This window comes from Paenibacillus sp. P36, from assembly GCF_045866505.1.
GTDB lineage: Bacteria > Bacillota > Bacilli > Paenibacillales > NBRC-103111 > Paenibacillus_E > Paenibacillus_E chondroitinus.
Window position 1 is genome coordinate 7,784,646 of record NZ_AP038372.1, and the last position, 19,679, is coordinate 7,804,324.

Below are 19,679 nucleotides of genomic sequence, written 5' to 3' on the forward strand. Positions count from 1 at the left end.
CTCTAAACTCCTAGGCGCTCGCCGTATTGCTGGGCGAAATATTGTTGGTATTCACCAGTCTGAATTCTTTTCCACCATTCCTGATAATCCAAGTACCAACGAATCGTTTCATGAATGCCAGTCTCAAAATTATGTTTAGGCTCCCAGCCTAGCTCTTTTGTAATCTTAGTTGCATCTATACCGTATCGGCGATCATGTCCAGGACGATCTTTAACGTACTGAATTAATGACTCTGGTTTCCCCAGTTCACGAAGAATCGTCTGCACGATTTGAATATTTGTTCTCTCGTTATTTCCGCCAATATTGTAAACTTCACCATTAATGCCTTTATGTAAAACTAGATCGATTGCACTACAGTGATCCTCTACATACAACCAGTCACGGATGTTAAGACCATCTCCATATACAGGGAGAGATTTATCACTCAAAGCATTAGCAATCATTAATGGGATTAACTTTTCTGGGAATTGATAAGGCCCATAGTTATTGGAACAACGAGTAATGTTCACAGGGAGGCCAAACGTCTCATGATAAGACCTAACTAGAAGATCCGAACCTGCTTTGCTAGCTGAGTATGGGCTGTTTGGAGCAAGAGGAGTTTCTTCTGTGAATAAACCTGTATCTCCAAGTGTTCCATACACTTCATCTGTTGACACATGGACGAATTTCTTAACATTATATTTCCGTGCGGCTTCAAGCAGCACTTGCGTGCCAAGAACGTTTGTTTTCACGAAAACATCTGGCTCTAAGATGCTCCGATCCACATGCGACTCCGCGGCGAAATGAACGACAGTATCTACTCCTTGTTCGAATAGACTATTCACAAGCGTCGAGTCAGTGATATCGCCTTTTACGAATGTATAATTGTCGTTCTCTTGAATTGATCTAAGATTCTCCAGATTTCCTGCGTAAGTTAATGCATCCAAGTTAATGATTTGATAGCTAGGATAACGTTCCAGCATATAATGAACGAAGTTGCTGCCGATGAACCCGGCTCCGCCAGTTACGAGTATTTTCATCTGTGAAAGGCTCCTATCTTAAAAATTAATTTCCGCATCTCTAAGCAGCGGATGCTTTTGATCTTTATCAGAAAGGATTGGTTTAGATGTAGGCCAATCAATGCCAAGCGTTGGATCGCTCCAAAGAATTCCTCTATCGTGCTCCGGTGAGTAATACTCGTCCACTTTGTAAAGCACTTGTGTATTTGGAACAATCGTACAAAAACCGTGTGCAAATCCTTGTGGGACAAGTAGTTGTCGCTTGTTGTCTTCGCTTAGAATGACCCCAACCCACTGCCCGAAAGTAGATGAGTTTTTACGAATGTCCACCGCAACGTCATAAATTGCTCCAGACGTTACTCGAACAAGCTTTGTTTGCGCCTTGGGATTTAATTGATAGTGAAGTCCACGTACAACGCCAGTTTCCACGGACAGTGAATGGTTATCCTGAACAAAGGGAAAATCAATTCCATGCTCAGCAAATTTTCGACTGCTATAGCTTTCCATAAAAAAGCCACGATTATCTCCATGGACATCGGGCTCGACAATGTATAGTCCTTCAAGTTTAGTAGTTATGACTTGCATGATATGAACACCTCTTATAATTTAAGTTTCCCAAATTCTTCGCCAAACAGCATATCTTTAGCCAATTCATTTGCTTTAGCTAAAGAAGCATGTGTCCCAGCATCCGTCCACCAGCCTTGAAGGATATCATAAGTCAGTTCATTTCTTTCAATATACGCGTTATTAACATCAGTAATTTCAAGTTCACCGCGGCCTGATGGCTTAAGTGTCTTAACAATACCAAACACGGAACTATCGTACATATAAATTCCAGTTACTGCAAAACTACTCTTTGGTCTTTTCGGCTTCTCCTCAATGGAGATAATTTTATCTCCATTGAGCTCAGGAACCCCATATCTTTGAGGATCTTGAACCTCTTGGATAAGAATTTTAGCACCGTTTCGTTGAGCCCTGAAGTTATTTACAAATGGGACGATACTTTCTTCAAACACATTATCTCCAAGTATTACGACCATTTGGTCATCCCCTACGAAGTGTTCAGCAAGATCCAATGCTTGTGCAATACCGCCAGCTTCATCTTGTACTTTGTAAGTGAAAGTTACTCCCAATTCTCTACCGCTACCAAGTAGGTTAACAACGTCGCCCATATGGTCCTTTCCAGTAACAATAAGAATATCACTTATATCTGCTTGCTTCAATTTGGCTACAGAGTGGAAGATCATTGGATATTTACCTACAGGAAGTAGGTGTTTATTTGTAACTTTAGTTAACGGATAAAGACGGGAACCTGTTCCCCCCGCTAGAATAATGCCTTTCATTATAAACACCTCGCCATTCTTCTTTTTACAAGTAACTTTTTAAATGAATTATGGGCATGATTTTCACATTAGATCCATTTAAGTTACATGATTAAATAATACCATGGGTAAAACCTGGCCGGAACATGCTAATTAAGATAGAAAAGTCGATTTCAGTGTAAATATATTAATCAAATTAAAAAAGCCTAAACTCTTACTTTAAATAAGGTTGTGCTTAGGTTTTTCCAGCTATTATTTTCTCCTTCTTTTCCAAACGCTGTCTGTCTTCACCAAAGTTAATTCTTTCCTTTTCTACTACCAACGGACGTTTCAATACCTGAGTATGGATAGAACCAATATATTCACCAATAATCCCGATAAAAAATAATTGCACTGATGAAAAGAAGAACAATCCAATTACAAGTGGGGCAATACCTACTTCAAAGTAATTCCAGAATATTAACTTTGCTAGTAAATATAGTATTGCTACAATAAAACTAATAGCTGACATACCAAAGCCCAACATGGCTGCTAATCTTAACGGAATCTTTGAATGATTAGTAATTCCTAACATTGCAATATCATATAAGGTATAAAAATTATTTTTAGTTATCCCTCTCTTTCGAGATGGTTGGATATAATTAATTTTATAACTCTCAAAACCAATATCTGAGATTAAACCTCTAAAATACGGATAAGGATCATCAATATCCCTTAAAACCTTTATTACTTGTTGATCATATAAACCAAATCCTGTATTATTTTTTGTTAGTTCAATTTCAGACACTTTATTAATGAAGTTATAGTACATTTTCCTTATAGCAAACATTAATCGAGATTCTTCACTCTCATTTTTGACACCTAAAACAACTTTATATCCTTCTTCCCATTTTTGAACAAAATCCCTTATCATTGTGGGGGGATCCTGAAGATCTGCAACCATAAGTATTACAGCATCCCCTCTAGCTTGAAGTAAAGCATGATATGGAGATCTGATGTGTCCAAAGTTTCTTGAATTAACAATCACTTTTACATTCGGATCTTGTGATGCTAGCGTCTTTAATATAGATACGGTATCGTCTTTTGATGCATTATCAATAAAAATATGTTCATACGTGTATCCAATAAGGCTATTACAAATCTCCTTAACCTGTATGTACAACTCTTCAACATTAGTTTCTTCGTTATAACACGGCGTTACTATACTTAGTAATTTCATTTCTTCACCTTATAATCTTTATTTGGAGATCCATTGTAGATATATCTAATTTCTTCTTTTATACATTCAAGTGAAGTGTATATGGGGTAATAGAGTAACACAGTTTTACTCTTTGTATTAATTGAATAATAATTATTTTTCACTCCAGACGGTGAAGTCAATGAGTACGAATTATCATTTTCAATTTTAAGGCCATATTCCTCAACAAAATAGTTAAGTATATCAAATTTAGAAATCGGACCTAAACTATATACATCAAAAACATCATTAACAACTTGTTTAGAAATACATAGTTTGATTAATTCAATAAAGTCTTTCGGGTGGATGTAATCTCTCACTATATTGATATTATTTGTCCTAAGAACCTTATCCTCTCGTAGACATTGAATAATGTCAGTAAGTAAGAATTTTGAATTTATATCAATAAATCGGCTAAAAAAACTAAATACCCTCAAATCAACGATATTAAGATTATCAAATGCTCTATGTTTAGCTTCTGTGTATAGCTTTGTAATCCCATAACTATGTGTTGGGAGCAAATTGTTAATTTCTATTTCGCTTTTAGTATTCTGGTCAACTGCTTGATCAAATTCTGTAGAGTATGCAGCACCACTACTTAGGTTAATATATAAAGCTTTGGAATAGGAGTGCAAATAATTTAATATTAAATTGTCATACTTCTCAGTCACAGTAAATACTTGTTGCTGTTCTTTTTTAGATTTAGTGGAATCAACTATACCAATACAATTGATAATCACATCATATGAATATAGAGAGAAATGTTCCATATTATATAATGTAAACTTACTTTTCATCAACAAATTATCATTTAAAAAGTGTTCTATTTTTGAAACCGATCGGGCAAACAGAACCAAATTATATTTTTCTTCTTTTGACAAGTAATAAATCAAATTTTTCGCTATATGCCCTGTTGCCCCTAAAATAGCTATCGTTGTTGTTTCCTTTATGGAAGTATCCATATACTGCCTCCAAAAATTAAAACCTATTTAGGTACTTCCATTTCTTCGACTAAGTCAATCAACATTAATCCTCTCAACTCATGTCTTTCTAGATGAGGTGACATATCTTCGATAGGTCTATTGACTACTAGTTTAGGATTAACGGTTGTATTTTGTTCTAACGCTACAGATATAAATACTGGACCTTCAATTTTAAATGCTTCATCAATCCTAGATTTTGCTTCATCCATTGTTGCTATATGGAATGCGGGAATATTATACGCTTGAGCAATTTTCAATAGATTTGGTGAGGAATACACTGTAGATTGCTTTCGACCATCAAAATACAAATCCTGGAACTGCCTAACCATCCCTAGACAATTATTATCCATTACAAATATTTTTATTGGGAGATTGTGTTTAGCAATCGTATCAAATTCTTGAATGTTGACCTGTATGCCCCCATCACCTGCTATAACAATCACTGTATTTTCATTTACTAGTGAAGCCCCAATCGCAGCAGGCAAAGCAAACCCCATTGCACCCATTCCACCAGAGTTCAGCAACCTTTGTTTTTCTTTTATTTTAAAAGACTGTGAAGCCCACATTTGATGCTGTCCTACATCTAAGCAAATTACATCACCTTCACAACTCATCGATGATAGTAATTCCATAAATAGGTTAGGATCTATATGCTCTTGTGGTGAGTCATAACAGCGTGTAGGGAATTTATCTTTCAAGTTTTTAATTGTTTCATTCCACTTTACATAGTCGGGCTTTTGATATTCCTTGAGATTTTCATTTAATTTGCTTAAAAAACTCTTCACATCACTTTGAATCGCAATGTCCACTTTAATTTTTGCATTCAATTCATTGAAATCGGCATCCACATGTATCTTTTTCGCGGCTCGCCCAAAGGTATCTGGTCTTGTCCCTGTTTGTCTGGAGTCAAGTCTAGAACCTAATATTAAAATTAAATCACTATTTGCTAGAGCTATATTACTGTATCTGTTCCCATAAGAACCAATTAATCCAATAAACTCATCGTTTGTATGCGGAATTACATCGAGACCCATTAATGAAGTGACCACTGGAATTCCAGTCAACTTTACAAGTTGTTGTAATTCATCAGCTGCATTTGCAGTTCTGACTCCTCCTCCAGCTAGAATAACAGGTCTCTCTGAATTTCTAATCAGTTGTAAGATGTCATTTAGTTCTTTGTCTGAGGCAATCTTATTCAATTCTGATTGTAATTCTTTATATTCTTCACTGTCATAAAAGCTCAATAAATTCTCAGGGTTAATACTTTCCCTTTGTAGATTCATTGGAATGTCAATTAATACAGGACCCGGTCGACCATTTTGAGCCAAAAAAACAGCTTTCTCGAGATGATATCTTATCGTTGAGGAGTCAGTTACAAGTTCTGCATATTTAGTTAATGATTTAACAACACTTACAATATCAGTTTCCTGAAATCCAATCTGCCTTACAGGCCTATCAAACTTATATTCATACGTATTTACCTGACCCGTAATGAATAAACAAGGTACACTATCAAAATAACAACTACCAATACCAGTAACCAAGTTTAAAGCTCCTGGACCGCTTGTTGCCATGGCTACCCCAAGTTTACCATTCAATCTTGCATAAGCCTCTGCAGCAAAAGCACCTGCTTGCTCATGACGAACCGAAATACAATTGATATCATCTCGTAAATAGACAGAATCCAAAAGATGTGCAATGGCTCCACCAATAAACTCAAATACATGAGAGACTCCTTCTTCTGCAATAAAATCAATAACATAATCCGATAGTTTCATTTGCCTCACCTCATCCTTATTATGTTCTAAATGATATCTTACTGCAGACGACAAGAAGTAACATAGTCATTAATCTGTTCTAGACATACCTGTCTCATATCTGCACCTTCGCGATACTTATGGGTCCACAAAACTATACTTTTCAAAGTTTTTTCCAATTTCCAGCGCGGCCCCCAATTTAAATGGGATTTTGCCTTGGAACAATCTAATTTTAAATAATGGGCTTCATGAGGGTTTTGACTTCCATCAATCCGATAGTGGCTTTTCTCTCCCCAGATATCACATATTTTATTTACAATCCAACTTACCGGTTTTGCATCATAGTCTGATGGACCAAAATTCCACCCTTCAGCATATTGAGTACCGTGCATATATAATTTTTCAGCTAAGAGCATATAACCACTCAATGGTTCTAAAACATGCTGCCATGGCCTTATTGAATTCGGATTTCTTATAATAATTTCCTCTTCTTGTAAAAGAGATCTAATACAATCTGGAATTAATCGATCTACCGCCCAGTCACCACCACCAATTACATTTCCTGCTCTTGCTGAAGCTACAGCAACACCATGCTCGTTGTATTTCTCACGATTAAAAAAAGAATTTCTATAGGCGGATGTCACTAGTTCTGAACAAGCCTTACTATTGGAATATGGATCATATCCCCCTAAAGGTTCATTTTCACGGTAACCCCATTCCCATTCATTATTTTCATAGCATTTATCCGTTGTCACGTTAACAACAGCTTTTACGCTTTCAGTTATTCTTACTGCTTCAAATACGTTTACTGTACCCATAACATTAATAGAGTACGTATCAACCGGGATTATATATGAATCTCTAACTAGTGGTTGTGCAGCCATATGTATAACAATTTCCGGTTTAAAGTCGGATATTGCTTTTTTTATTGATTCTAAATCTCTAATGTCTGCTATTGTTGATTTTTCAAGTAGTCCCTCTATATTACATAGTTCAAATAAACTTGGTGATGTAGGAGGTTGCAAAGCATACCCTGCTACTTTTGCTCCCATCTGTGTCAACCATAAACATAACCAAGACCCTTTAAAACCAGTATGCCCCGTTATGAATACTCGTTTATTAATCCAGAAATCAGTCATACATTTTTCACCAAATCTTTTCCCCAAGTTTTCCATGGTGCTTCGTTCTTCGCCCATAGATCTTCCAAATGATTCTTATCTCGCAATGTATCCATAGGCTGCCAGAAACCATTATGTTTATAAGCAGATAATTCCCCACGTTTTGCAAGATTTTCTAACGGCTCTTTTTCAAATATAGTTGAATCATCACTAATATAATCAAATACTTCTGGCTGACATACGAAGAAACCAGCGTTAATCCAAGAGCCATCTCCTCTAGGCTTCTCTTGAAAGCCGCGAACCTCATTTAAATCAGATATGTCCAATGCGCCAAATCTGCCATCAGGTTGAATAGAAGTAACAGTTGCTATTCGTCCACTTAATTTATGGAAATCAACTAATTCTTTAATGTTTACATCCGAAACACCATCACCATAGGTGAGCATAAAGGGTTCGTGTCCAATATAAGGCTGAATTCTCTTAACCCGGCCGCCTGTCATCGTGTCTATTCCAGTATTTACAAGAGTGACTCTCCATGGCTCGGCTGAATGATTATGGATTATGTTCTCGTTATCGTTTCTGAAATCAAAGGTAACATCAGATTCATGAAGGAAATAATGAGCAAAATATTCCTTAATATAATAACCCTTGTAACCAAGACAAACTACAAAGTCATTGAATCCAAAGGAAGAATAAATCTTCATAATATGCCAAAGAATTGGCCTTTGTCCAATCTCGATCATTGGTTTAGGTTTCAGGTGAGATTCCTCGCTTATTCTTGTACCATATCCACCTGCTAATATGACTACTTTCATTGACATATCCCCCTAGTCACTAATTCTGTTTAGTTTTAACAAATTCACTTATCTTAAATACCATATAATCTATCATTTCATCGGTTAATCCGGGGTATACACCAACTAGGAACGTATCATTTAAAATTTTATCAGTATTTGTCAAATCACCATGTATCCTGTAATTAACTCCTTGAAAAGCAGGCTGCCTTGTTAAATTACCAGCAAACAGCATTCGAGTTTGAATTCTGTTACTTTCTAAATACTTTACTATTTCATTCTTAGTAAAACCTACATTTTCCCGAAGAGTTAGAATAAATCCAAACCAACTTGGATCAGAATTTCTAGTTGCTCTAGGTAAGATAAAATAATCATTTAGATCCTTCAAACCTTCGGAAAGTCTATTAAAGTTTCTTATTCTTGCTTCAACAAACGAGGGCACTTTTTTAAGTTGCTCTACCCCTACTGCCGCTTGCATGTCAGTTACTCTAAGATTATAACCAATATGAGAATACGTATATTTATGATCATATCCATATGGTAGTGTTCCAAGTTCCCAGCCAAATCGCTTCTTACAAGTATCATCACATCCAGACGGACACCAGCAATCCCTACCCCAGTCCCTAAATGATTCAATAATCATTTTTAGTTGAGGATTGTTTGTATAGACAGCCCCACCTTCCCCCATTGTCATATGGTGAGGTGGATAAAAGCTGGATGTGGCAATATCACCAAATGTACCTGTTAATTTCCCGTCAAACTTGGATCCCAATGCATCACAGTTATCTTCAATTACCCAGAGATTATATTTCTTAGCGATGTCAATGACCAAATCTAATTCAAAGGGATTACCCATTGTATGAGCAATCATTATTGCTTTGGTTTTTGAAGTAATAGCTCCTTCAATTCGATCTACCATAATATTATATGTTCCTAATTCAACATCAATGAAAACAGGGATTGCCCCGTTCTGTACGATTGGAGTTACAGTAGTTGGGAAACCAGCAGCTACAGTAATTACTTCATCCCCAGGTAATATACGGCGCTCTCCTAATTTAGGAGAAGTTAGAGCCGAGAAAGCTAGTAAGTTTGCTGACGATCCTGAATTTGTTAGTAATGCGTATCTTACACCAATGAAGTCTGCAAATTCTTTCTCAAATTGCTTACTAAACCTTCCTGCTGTTAACCAAAAATCTAAAGAAGAATTAACAAGATTTTTCATTTCTCTTTCGTCGTAAACACGCCCACCGTAGGAAATAGATGATAATTCAGGGTTAAATGAATCGTTTTTCTCATGAAATGTTTTGTAGAAGACTTCTACTTTTGAGAGTATTTCAAGTCTCATTATCTTCTCTGCTACATCTCTAGGTACAATACTTAAAAAAGTTATTTCTGTTTCCTCATAAATACTTTTTTCCCTGATATCAAATAATGTATTAGTCTTTCCTTCAACGTTAATAACAATTTGAAAATCTGGTTCTGTTAGCTCTTTCATAGTTAATTTTACAACCTCAAACTTACTTACTCCGACATTAACGCTAGTAATAATAGCTAACTGATCAGTTAATTTATTTCGAACTAAATCATTCACTTTTAACATGTTCTTCACTCCAATTGTGTAGTTTACTAATTTTAAAACTCCAATACTTATGACCAACGAAACTAATTAAAGTCGTAATAAACAATGCAAATAACTGAGAATACAAAGGGGCTATTCTTAGATAATTAACTAAAATATATAGCACTATTAAATTAATAAAAAATGAAATAACGTAAACTCCTAAAAATTTCAACAAGTTTTTAAATGTATAACGTCCAGTTTTAAAGGTCCATTTGCTATTCCAAGTATAACTGTGAATTACCCCAAGAATATGAGCAAATATCAAGGAAATTATATAATTAAAATTAAAGAATCTCAAACACATGAAATAAACTGTATAACCAACAATGGTATTTAGCAGTCCTACAACCAAAAATTTAATAGTTTGAAACCTCATTATTTAAAGAACCTTTCATGTTTTAATTTCAACGAGCTCAAATTTATTGTTTAAATCTCCCAAACTAATCTATCAATATTTCTCAATCTCAACATATACGCAATTTCATTTAAACTTTTGCATCATTAAAAGCTTATATTTTAGACACAAAAACATTCTTTATTACCGAGAAGTTATTAACATATACGCTAACTTATTCACTAACATCAAATGCTGACTTTCCAAGCTTTACAATTATATAATCACCAAAATCTTTAATATAACCATCATTAGGGTAATTTGGCATCCCTTTAATTTGTTCTTTTATAATATTTTCATTTGTTTTTGCCTGTATGATGTGATAACCATGCATATTTATAAAGTTATATGGTCTATTAGAATTTAATTCTTCACTAGTCAACCATGCTCTATCTAAGTAGAATATTGAAGAACCTGTAACCTCATAATGTCTAGTATTGTAAGGTGGTAAAATTCCAACAAATTCAATTGGCTTTTGAATAGTAATACCACCTAAATCATGCATTATATTATTCATTACAGTAACATCTAACTGGTAACGTTGATAATTTGTAACGAACTCTTCATTCATTTCCTTTGTTTGATAAAAAACAGTTAAAACTAGCATGAAATTAACTGCAAATGTAAAATAACTCCTCTTTATTGTTTTGTTAAATTCTGAGCCCTTAATCAAAATATGCAGTAATACAAAAGCAAATCCACATAACATACCGAATGGAATAAAAGTACGTTCTGGTAGATAATTTACATTTCCTGTTATTAGTATCAGAGAAAAACTCGAAATTATTACCAAAATACCATCCAATAGTAGATATACATTCTTTAAACGATAAGATTTATATATAGAAATTATAAGCACGATAAATGTTGAAATGAAAATAAAATTATAAATTATATAACTTATGCTTGCTCTTCTTACAAGTATAGGAACGAAATTTTGCATAAACACCAAGATAGAATTAATAAATGCTGACAAACTACTCAAATTGTACACTATCATATTAGAGGTATAATCACTAGGCTGAATATTATTTACAAAAAGCAAAAAATTAGCAATAAAACGCCATAAAAATATTGCAAGAATAACAATAAGAAATATTTTCAATAAATTAATTAAATATAACTTAAAGATTGTTTTTTCACTATTATCATCAAAGAATTTATTCAAAAAATGCACAATAAAAACACCTATTAAAAACATTATCATAGAGTTTTCACTAAAAGAAACAGCATATGCTAATAAAAAAGATGCACAAAAAAGATTTAACAATTTATTATTTTTATCATTTAAGTATTTCAAAGTATAATAAACAGCAATAGGGGTAACAAAAAAAGACATACCCAGCGATAATTTTGTAGAAACATAAATATAATAACGAGACATAAAACCAAAACTTAAAAAAACACTAGTAAATGCAATTGCTATTTTTTCATCAAAATGCTTACGTAATGCATTTTGAAAGATATAGCACCAAATAGTGGATGAAATAACAAACAATGTTAGAGCAATGACTCCACGCCAAAAAGGCAGAAAGATATGATAATCAAAAATTCTTGTTGTTAAATAATCACCCCAACGCCCTTGCTGTAAAATTCCAAAAGGAGAATTGAAAAACCATTCATCATCTGGGTATACTGTATAGTTTATTATTGCAAAACCATAAGCCAATAAAGCAACAAATAATGTTATAACCCAATAGTATTTACTTCTAGCTTTTAATGCATTTGAAATCATATTTCACTTCCTCAAATTTTAAAAAATAGTATACTTATTCTAACAATCAATAAAGTGCGAAAATTCCGGGAATATATCGGAATAAAAAAGATTAAGTGCAAGTTTTTACGACATATATCATAAAAGTGTTTTTGATCTGTCAAAAAGCCACTAAAAAACTGCACTTAATCAAGTTATAAATTTGATTCCAAAATGATATTTCCTAAAACTCTATTCTTTTCTTACTTTTTCCACTGCATTTTTTGTTGCTTGAAGATATGCATAACCAAATTGTTTATCTGGCTCTAAATAAGTTCCTTCTCCCCACTCATTCCAAGCATTAATAAAAACAATATTATCATCTAAATCTTTATTTTTGCTTTCTTCTAATACATCTTTTAACCATTTTTCATAAAGTTTTGGACTGGCTCCTTCAAATATCATGCCTTTATTATTTCTTCTTGCTGTGTTATCCCACATCGGCATTACTGAACGGTATAATTTGTCTGTTTGATATTTAAAATATTTTTGATTTTCAACTAAATCTCTATAATCTAGTACTTGCCCACCAAAATCATTTCTAATATAATTAAGTTCATTTGTTATATCCTTACAATATCTATAAACAGTTCCTGGGTGGAACTCCCCTACTCCATTAAAACCTTTTCCTAACAAATCTAAGTCAGCAGTATGTTCCTTTATTGCTATTATATAAATATCACCAATGCCATTTTCTAAACAGTAATTTCTCCAATAACTAATCACCTTATCAAAATCTGGAATATGAGATGGTCTATAAATAACCAATAATTTCTTCCCATTAACTTCAATATATCTGCTATCCCTCATATATCTTGAGATATCTTTAATGACTTCTTGATAGCTTTCAATTGTTTCAGGCTGGCACATAATAACATCTGAGTTAGTACCATCAAATCTTCTAGTCCAGTTTTCATTTGCCCAACACAAGCAAAATGGAAAATCTAAATCCTTGTCTTCAACTAGCATATCTAGTGGTTTTTCCAGCAATCTTTTTCCATCAAACCAATAGTAATAGTAACAAAAACCAAAAATCCCATACATTTTAGCTAATTCAATTTGTCGAAATATATTTTCCTTTAACCTCAGATCATAATAACCTAATTCTCCTGGAATTCTAGGCTGGTAATGATCAATATACTGAGGCACTGCTTTTGAGACATTATTCCATTCAGTTGTGCCCTTCCCCCACCATTCATCATTCTCTTTAAAAGGATAGAATTGTGGAAGATAGTAAGCTAAAATTTTAGGATCACTCTTTTCTCGTTGGAAATGATCCGTTGTAATTTCTATATAATTTTCATTCATTTTTTCAGGTATAGATAGAATTTGTTGAATATATTGGGCTTTCATATCCTCAGAAATATCTTGATTAATATTGTCAAGCTTAATGTTAAGGTTATTAAACACCAAATCTACCATTTCTTTAGTTTTTTCTAACCAAGTATTATCTAGTGCTTCTTTCCTTAGAATTGCTAAATAATTAGGATCTTTGATGCTATTAACTGCTCTATCTAAGAGTTCAATAAAATGTTCTTTGTTATCAGCTATAATACATGATTCATATTTTTTACATTCCTTCATTCCATAAGTAACGATAGGTTTGCCTGCTGCCATATACTCAAATAACTTTACAGGTGAAACTGACTCTGTTATATCATTTAATACAAAAGGAATTATTGCGATATCATATATGTAACAATATTTATTCAATTCCCAATAGGACTTATGTCCAACATAAACAACATTTTCATGTTTCTTTAGTCCACTATCTGCAAAACTTAAATCATGTTCATATCCAATGATCAGAAGCTTATATCTTCCATCATCTGCTATCATTCTTAACAAATCATAGTCTAACCACTTAGCTAAAGCTCCATGATAACCAACAATAATTTTATTATCTTCTTTTATTCCTCTAACATCCATAGGAACTGTGTAATTTGAATCAGTAAAATTCCAATGATCAAAATCTACTCCGTTGCAACTCAACCTGCAGTTTCTTACTCTATATTTTAGTACGTCCTCAAACAACTTATCAGAAGTGGCAATAATACTAACCTTTTCATTTTTTAGTATTGCTAAGTGCCTCTCAATAACAAAAGATGGAATATCTCCGGTTATTTCTGGAGTTATTTCATCAATATACTCATAGACGATATGATAATTTCTGTCAATAAAACTCTGTACCTCTTCAAGGGTAGTTGCTAGGTCAATCGACTGTAACCTAATAAATTTAACAACATTTTGACGATCTAAAATCTCGAAAAATTTCTTTTTAACATCAAGGTTATCAAAATTAACTAAAAAAAGTTTATCATTCACACGTTTTATAAACTGAACATCCTTATCAACTGTAGGATGAGCCCCATAAAATGATATTCCGTTCAATTGACCTACGTTTAACGATATATGTTGAAATCTCTGGAATAATGGAGTGTCCCATCCCATAGGTACATGGAAAATATCAATGAATTCAGTTTGACTTTTATTCAGCTCAATTATTTTTTCTAAAGATTCCCAATAGTGACCGTCGTTCGTCTTCGATAATTGGTATCCAAGATATTTATTTTTTATTTTTAATTCAGAATACTCTAAAACCCTCTTAGCTGTTTTAACTAGGCCAAATTTCTTATAGAAAATTATTGATTTTTTAACTATACTTGTCTTCAAATTTATCATCCTTATCTAAATTAAATTCATTAATTTTAGAGGCTGGCTTCGTTCTAGTTCTAATACCATTTCCAATACTATTACTTATTAAAATTTGAATATGTGGTAAAGGTATTTCTATTTCTAACCATCGAGTAATCAGCTTCCTTTTTTTTTCTTTATAAAGTTAAATAACTTTAATTTACTTATTTTGCTTGATAACTTCCACGAAATAGTATTATGAATTTGATCAATGTAGAAAGAATATTGTTCAATTGTCTGATTTCTATTGATTAATTCTTTATTATATTCATCAAGAAAATAATCCTTTTGATTTATTTTTTCGATTTGTTCCTGTATAATTTGATCTTTTTGATGAATTTCTTGCTTTTGTTGCTGAAGCTGTCGTTTTCTCTCTTGTATCTCTTCAGTTTGCTGTTGAAGCCATTGGTCTCTTTTCTTTATTTCTTCAGCTTGTTGTTGAAGCCACTCATCTCTTTTCTTTATTTCTTCAGCTTGTTGTTGAAGCCACTCATCTCTTTTCTTTATCTCTTCAATTTGTCTCTTTACTTCCTCAGTCTGTTGTTGAAGCCATTGATCCCTTATAGTAACTTCTTTCCCGAGTAATTCGATTTTGCTTTCATGTTCTATTATTACACTATTAACTTTCCTTTGAGAAGCCATGAAATGAGTATCTATCTCGTCATTTAAAAATTTATGAATTCTATTCATAACTATATTTAAAGTTTCATGAGCTGATATTGGGAAGTTCGACTCTTTAAATGATCTTCTCTTATCTGCATACTTGTCTTCGTAAAGAGCTGAATATATAGCATGCTCTAGCTCATCTTTATTACTTGTACTCGGAATAATATCATCAACAATAATTTGCTGTTCGAGTGGAAGAAACCCTTCAAATGGTTCTGCACTTTCAGGTTGAAAAATAACCACTGGTGTATCGGTAACTATAGCATCAAAAATAGCACTGGAACCGTCAGATAAAATAACATCAGCTTCCTGAATCAAATCTGCTAGAGGGTATTTATGGTCAAAAACTTTTTCTGTTAATTCTTCTGCAATTGCTTTATTATGAGGTTCTAAAAAAGTAGTTCCATGATGAAGTTTGATTGTGAGATTATATTTTCTTTGTAAATCCTTTAATACATCCTGAAGCTGTTCAATTGAACAAGCCGATCCATAAGTTGGTAGATATAAAATATTAGGTTTTTCAGAGTTTGGCCTTTTTTTTTTTTTGAAATTAGCAAATTTTAAAAAACCTGAAATTTCACATTTTGTATATGCTCTAAGAAAAGAATAGTCATAAATTCCATTACAAAAAATCCAGTCAAAATTTGTACTTTTAGTGCTAAAATTCCATGTAGGCTTTGCCATTCCATATTGGTATCTAATTTTATAGTCAGTTTTCAAATCCAAATAATAAGGAAGGTACGGATAAAAAGCAATTTTATATTTTTTTTCTGGGTTTGAATCAAGATTCTTAACATTGTAGCCCAACGCTAAAAGATGATCATATGTATCTTCCGCCATTTCTTTCCAACCTTCTGTTTCAATACTTGAAACCAAAATATCATAATGGATATTCTGATTTTCCAGTTCAGTAATCAAAGGTTTTAACGTATCAAATAGAACCAAATTGTGAATAACAAACCCTATCTTTTTTTCCATCATAAAAATTTCCTCCGTTGAATAACTTAATTGTTACTCACTTTCATTCCTTAATTTTACCAATACCTCATTTAGAAGTGTAGAAGAAATTCCTTTTGTATATGGAAAATATAAAATTTTAACTCCAACATCTTTAAATCTATTCTCCATTTCGTTCCATTTTTCGCTATTGTGCCAATCGTCTCCAACAAACATAAGGTCGAAATGCAATTTTTCCCATGCCTCAAATTTATCCAACGATTCTTGAGGAATAACGCAATCTACATATTTTATACTTCTCACTATTTCCATTCTCTCTTCAAATGGAATAACTGGTTTCTTATATTTGTATGAAACCAATTCATCTGTAGTAACTCCAACAATCAATTTATCACACATAGATTTCGCATTTTTCAATAAATTCAAATGTCCTATGTGAAATAAGTCGAATACACCTGTGGTATATCCAATAATCACAATACTTCCTCCAATATTTTCATATTTAATTCAAACCAATTGTCCATATCGGTAGTACCAACATTTTTGTTTGTAAAAATACTTTGGAGATTAACTGGAAAGCCTACTTTCTTACGAGTTATGATCTCTTCAGGCAAAATATCTTTGAAGACCCTTTTTAACGGAGCTTTTACTATTCCTGAATTCATTCTGTAATCAAAAGATGTCCCAGCTAACCTTTCAACTAATCTATAATCTAAAAAAGGCCCTCTCGCTTCCACACCACACAACATTGTAGCGCGATCCAATCTCTTAAGCAGGCCATTTAAGTGTGCAATTTGAAAAAATGCTGAAACGATATTTAATGGAGTACCATATTTTAGAAAGGGCTCGATTGCATCTTCAACAATTTCTAAATCTCCGTGTGAACCATAAGAATAATACTCCGAGAATGCTTGCACATCCCAATTATTTACTGATGAAGCCCATCTAAAAATCCTGTCGTATCCAAAAAACAACTCATCCGCTCCTTCACCAGAAAGAATTACGGTATTTTTTTTCTTTACTTCTTTGGTCATTTTATAAAGAAGAACTTCATTCGGGACTGAAATGGGTTCTTTTGTTTTTTGTATTATTTCCTTTGTTAATGCAATAAATTCTTCATTATTTATAATAATTTGATGGTGTTTCATATCATATTGTTTTGCAACTAAACTTGACCATTGAAATTCATTAAAACTTTCAAAACCAACAGTCCAGCTATCTCTAACACCAGACAATATTGTAACAATTGAACTATCTAGTCCACCACTGAGATAGCTTCCAATACTTACGTCTGAAATCATCCTATATTGAATTGCTGATTCTATTAATTGTCGCAATTCTTCGTCACTTGGCGAAATCTTTGGCTCAAGATTCAATTCCCAATATTTTTCTAATTTTCCACTTTCCATATAATGAGCAGCAGGAAAGCTTTTTATATTCTTATAAATAGTTCTGTTGTTAAAAAATGATCTCATCATTTTGTATTGCCTTATAGCTACTTCATCAATTTGAACAGATCCAATTAGCTTAATAATTGAACTGATCTCTGAACTGAAAATAAAGTTGTTACCCTCAGAGTAGAAATATAAGGGCTTAACGCCTAGTCTATCTCTAGCTACAAAAAACTTTTTTTCTTCCATATCAAGAATAACAAAACTAAACATGCCATTTAACCAGTTCAACATTTTATGACCAAATCGAATATATAAATTTAAGATTACCTCTGTATCTGAAGAAGTTCTCATATCTATATTAAATTGTGATGCTAATTCCTTATAGTTATAAATCTCCCCATTAAAAACCAAGACATAACGCCGGTCATCGGAGAAGAACGGTTGATCACTTCGGCTATCAATATCGAGAATAGCCAGGCGATTATGTCCTAGCTTGTAACTACTAGTTTCATAATAGCAAAGTGTTTTATCAGGACCTCTATGTTCTATTTCCTTCAATCCTACTAAAAAATCATCTTTGGATATATTTGGTTTATTTGTAAATAAAAAACCACACATAATAGATACCTCCAAAAAATTCAAACAATTAACTTGTCAAATGCTCTTTAAATCTGACAAAAGATTATTCATTAATCACATTAAGCTCCATATCATTTTCAACAAATAAGAGTCCCGGAACATAATTATTTTCTGGACCTGATACTTCAAACACCAATGCTGTTCCTATACTATCAAAATAGAAGGGTTCGAAGGGCTTAGGTTTTAAACCTATTGAAACTGTGTATCTCCCCGATTCCGCTAGACAATTAGTGAAGGTAAAAAACACTTCAATTTGTTGGTTTTTCTTCATTTTAGGTAGAAGCTTTGCCTTATTGTAAATATTCATACCAAATACATCTACTCCATTATGGTTCCTCACCATGTAACCAACCGTTCCCTCAGTGTTTACATCTTCAAAATATTTTATTAGTAATCGAAGTGTTGCAACTGCACCAAATGGGACTACATTGCTCTTTTTCCCGTCCACAAACAATTCTGCTCGAATAAATTTTGCCCCACCACTACCCGAACGAAATTGGTTTGCCAATTTGACAAATCCTATATCTTCTTCGTAATCTTTTGAAATTATGTTATTTCCTTTTTGTTCTGATAAGTTAGCCTCAAGGGATTTCATTTTCTTCACTCCAACAAAATCTTGATTAATCATCTTTTCATATGTTTGAGTTACTGTTTTGACATCACCTTTTATTACTAAATTACCCTTATTAATTAGAATTGCTGAACTACAAAAACTTTTTATCATATCCATCGAATGGGATACAATAAGAATGGTGCATTTCGTGGCCATTTCTTTCATTTTCATCATACACTTAGATTGAAAGTAGATATCTCCCACAGAAAGTGCCTCATCAACAATCAAGATATCAGGATCCACATTTATCGCTACAGAAAATGCTAGTCGAGCAAACATACCACTTGAATACATTTTTACAGGTTGGTGTACAAAATCTCCTATGTCAGCGAAAGCAACAATTTCCTCCATCTTTTCATCAATTTGCTCTCTACTATAACCCATCATAGTTCCATTCAAGTAGATATTCTCAATACCGGTAAATTCTGGATTAAACCCAGCGCCAAGCTCTAAGAGCGCGGAAACTCTCCCATTTACTGTAATATTTCCAGAGGAAGGAGTTAATACTCCTGTAATCATCTTAAGTAATGTCGATTTTCCAGAACCATTTGTTCCAATGATGCCGATTCTCTCACCTTTATTTACTTGAAATGAGATATCTTTCAATGCAAAATGGTCCTTGTGGTAAACTTTATTTGTGACACTGAGTACTTCCTTCAGTCTATTAATTGGTTTTTCATAGAGTTTATATACTTTACTAACATTTTCGACATTAATCGCTGTTTCTTCCAACTGTAAC

Annotated in this window: 16 protein-coding genes; all 16 read right to left on the reverse strand. The window is 33.1% G+C overall.

Annotated features, from left to right (window positions below; all coding sequences use genetic code 11):
* Positions 1–2: 2 nt before the first annotated feature.
* The 16 genes from rfbB to ACKTT9_RS34285 all read right to left on the reverse strand — a co-directional run bounded on the left by rfbB (position 3) and on the right by ACKTT9_RS34285 (position 19,672).
* Positions 3–1,019: a dTDP-glucose 4,6-dehydratase gene (gene rfbB / locus ACKTT9_RS34210; protein WP_407869502.1), complete on the reverse strand. Its 1,017-nt coding sequence runs from the start codon at positions 1,017–1,019 to the stop codon at positions 3–5.
* Between the two features lie 18 nt (positions 1,020–1,037).
* Positions 1,038–1,583: a dTDP-4-dehydrorhamnose 3,5-epimerase gene (rfbC, locus tag ACKTT9_RS34215; protein WP_407869503.1), complete on the reverse strand. Its 546-nt coding sequence runs from the start codon at positions 1,581–1,583 to the stop codon at positions 1,038–1,040.
* Between the two features lie 14 nt (positions 1,584–1,597).
* The gene (locus ACKTT9_RS34220) at positions 1,598–2,341 is read right to left on the reverse strand and encodes a sugar phosphate nucleotidyltransferase (protein ID WP_407869504.1); all 744 of its coding nucleotides are present in this window, start codon (positions 2,339–2,341) and stop codon (positions 1,598–1,600) included.
* A 214-nt stretch (positions 2,342–2,555) separates the two neighbouring features.
* Entirely contained in the window at positions 2,556–3,539 is a 984-nt protein-coding gene (locus ACKTT9_RS34225; RefSeq protein ID WP_407869505.1) for a glycosyltransferase family 2 protein, read from the reverse strand.
* On the reverse strand, positions 3,536–4,519 hold the full coding sequence (locus tag ACKTT9_RS34230; protein ID WP_407869506.1) for an NAD-dependent epimerase/dehydratase family protein: 984 nt from the start codon (positions 4,517–4,519) through the stop codon (positions 3,536–3,538). Before ACKTT9_RS34230 ends, ACKTT9_RS34225 begins: the two co-directional genes overlap by 4 nt.
* A gap of 23 nt (positions 4,520–4,542) precedes the next feature.
* Positions 4,543–6,318: a thiamine pyrophosphate-binding protein gene (locus ACKTT9_RS34235; RefSeq protein WP_407869507.1), complete on the reverse strand. Its 1,776-nt coding sequence runs from the start codon at positions 6,316–6,318 to the stop codon at positions 4,543–4,545.
* A gap of 38 nt (positions 6,319–6,356) precedes the next feature.
* Complete coding sequence (gene rfbG / locus ACKTT9_RS34240) at positions 6,357–7,436, reverse strand: CDP-glucose 4,6-dehydratase (RefSeq protein ID WP_407873173.1); 1,080 nt, start codon at positions 7,434–7,436, stop codon at positions 6,357–6,359.
* Positions 7,433–8,230 (reverse strand): glucose-1-phosphate cytidylyltransferase, encoded by a 798-nt coding sequence (rfbF, locus tag ACKTT9_RS34245; RefSeq protein ID WP_407869508.1) that lies wholly within the window; start codon positions 8,228–8,230, stop codon positions 7,433–7,435. Before rfbF ends, rfbG begins: the two co-directional genes overlap by 4 nt.
* Positions 8,231–8,249: 19 nt before the next feature.
* Complete coding sequence (rfbH, locus tag ACKTT9_RS34250; protein WP_407869509.1) at positions 8,250–9,809, reverse strand: lipopolysaccharide biosynthesis protein RfbH; 1,560 nt, start codon at positions 9,807–9,809, stop codon at positions 8,250–8,252.
* A complete protein-coding gene (locus tag ACKTT9_RS34255) occupies positions 9,793–10,206 on the reverse strand; it encodes a GtrA family protein (RefSeq protein WP_407869510.1) in 414 nt (137 codons plus the stop codon). The genes rfbH and ACKTT9_RS34255 overlap by 17 nt, the downstream gene beginning before the upstream one ends.
* A gap of 193 nt (positions 10,207–10,399) precedes the next feature.
* Complete coding sequence (locus ACKTT9_RS34260; protein WP_407869511.1) at positions 10,400–11,959, reverse strand: glucosyltransferase domain-containing protein; 1,560 nt, start codon at positions 11,957–11,959, stop codon at positions 10,400–10,402.
* Between the two features lie 210 nt (positions 11,960–12,169).
* A complete protein-coding gene (locus ACKTT9_RS34265) occupies positions 12,170–14,650 on the reverse strand; it encodes a glycoside hydrolase family 99-like domain-containing protein (protein ID WP_407869512.1) in 2,481 nt (826 codons plus the stop codon).
* 138 nt (positions 14,651–14,788) lie between these two features.
* Positions 14,789–16,318: a CDP-glycerol glycerophosphotransferase family protein gene (locus tag ACKTT9_RS34270; RefSeq protein WP_407869513.1), complete on the reverse strand. Its 1,530-nt coding sequence runs from the start codon at positions 16,316–16,318 to the stop codon at positions 14,789–14,791.
* A gap of 30 nt (positions 16,319–16,348) precedes the next feature.
* Complete coding sequence (locus ACKTT9_RS34275) at positions 16,349–16,771, reverse strand: adenylyltransferase/cytidyltransferase family protein (RefSeq protein WP_407869514.1); 423 nt, start codon at positions 16,769–16,771, stop codon at positions 16,349–16,351.
* Positions 16,768–18,306 carry an asparagine synthase (glutamine-hydrolyzing) gene (asnB, locus tag ACKTT9_RS34280; protein ID WP_407869515.1) on the reverse strand — a complete coding sequence of 513 codons (1,539 nt, stop codon included), beginning with the start codon at positions 18,304–18,306 and terminating at the stop codon, positions 16,768–16,770. The genes ACKTT9_RS34275 and asnB overlap by 4 nt, the downstream gene beginning before the upstream one ends.
* Positions 18,307–18,370: 64 nt before the next feature.
* Positions 18,371–19,672 (reverse strand): ABC transporter ATP-binding protein, encoded by a 1,302-nt coding sequence (locus tag ACKTT9_RS34285; protein ID WP_407869516.1) that lies wholly within the window; start codon positions 19,670–19,672, stop codon positions 18,371–18,373.
* Positions 19,673–19,679: the final 7 nt, after the last annotated feature.

What these genes read in the sequence shown, in the direction of transcription:
- rfbF (WP_407869508.1), bottom strand. Translation starts at nt 8,230, where the DNA reads ATGAAAGTAGTCATATTAGCAGGTGGATATGGTACAAGAATAAGCGAG.
- rfbC (WP_407869503.1), bottom strand. Translation starts at nt 1,583, where the DNA reads ATGCAAGTCATAACTACTAAACTTGAAGGACTATACATTGTCGAGCCC.
- rfbG (WP_407873173.1), bottom strand. Translation starts at nt 7,436, where the DNA reads ATGACTGATTTCTGGATTAATAAACGAGTATTCATAACGGGGCATACT.
- ACKTT9_RS34260 (WP_407869511.1), bottom strand. Translation starts at nt 11,959, where the DNA reads ATGATTTCAAATGCATTAAAAGCTAGAAGTAAATACTATTGGGTTATA.
- ACKTT9_RS34230 (WP_407869506.1), bottom strand. Translation starts at nt 4,519, where the DNA reads ATGGATACTTCCATAAAGGAAACAACAACGATAGCTATTTTAGGGGCA.
- asnB (WP_407869515.1), bottom strand. Translation starts at nt 18,306, where the DNA reads ATGTGTGGTTTTTTATTTACAAATAAACCAAATATATCCAAAGATGAT.
- ACKTT9_RS34225 (WP_407869505.1), bottom strand. Translation starts at nt 3,539, where the DNA reads ATGAAATTACTAAGTATAGTAACGCCGTGTTATAACGAAGAAACTAAT.
- rfbB (WP_407869502.1), bottom strand. Translation starts at nt 1,019, where the DNA reads ATGAAAATACTCGTAACTGGCGGAGCCGGGTTCATCGGCAGCAACTTC.
- rfbH (WP_407869509.1), bottom strand. Translation starts at nt 9,809, where the DNA reads ATGTTAAAAGTGAATGATTTAGTTCGAAATAAATTAACTGATCAGTTA.
- ACKTT9_RS34255 (WP_407869510.1), bottom strand. Translation starts at nt 10,206, where the DNA reads ATGAGGTTTCAAACTATTAAATTTTTGGTTGTAGGACTGCTAAATACC.
- ACKTT9_RS34220 (WP_407869504.1), bottom strand. Translation starts at nt 2,341, where the DNA reads ATGAAAGGCATTATTCTAGCGGGGGGAACAGGTTCCCGTCTTTATCCG.
- ACKTT9_RS34235 (WP_407869507.1), bottom strand. Translation starts at nt 6,318, where the DNA reads ATGAAACTATCGGATTATGTTATTGATTTTATTGCAGAAGAAGGAGTC.
- ACKTT9_RS34270 (WP_407869513.1), bottom strand. Translation starts at nt 16,318, where the DNA reads ATGATGGAAAAAAAGATAGGGTTTGTTATTCACAATTTGGTTCTATTT.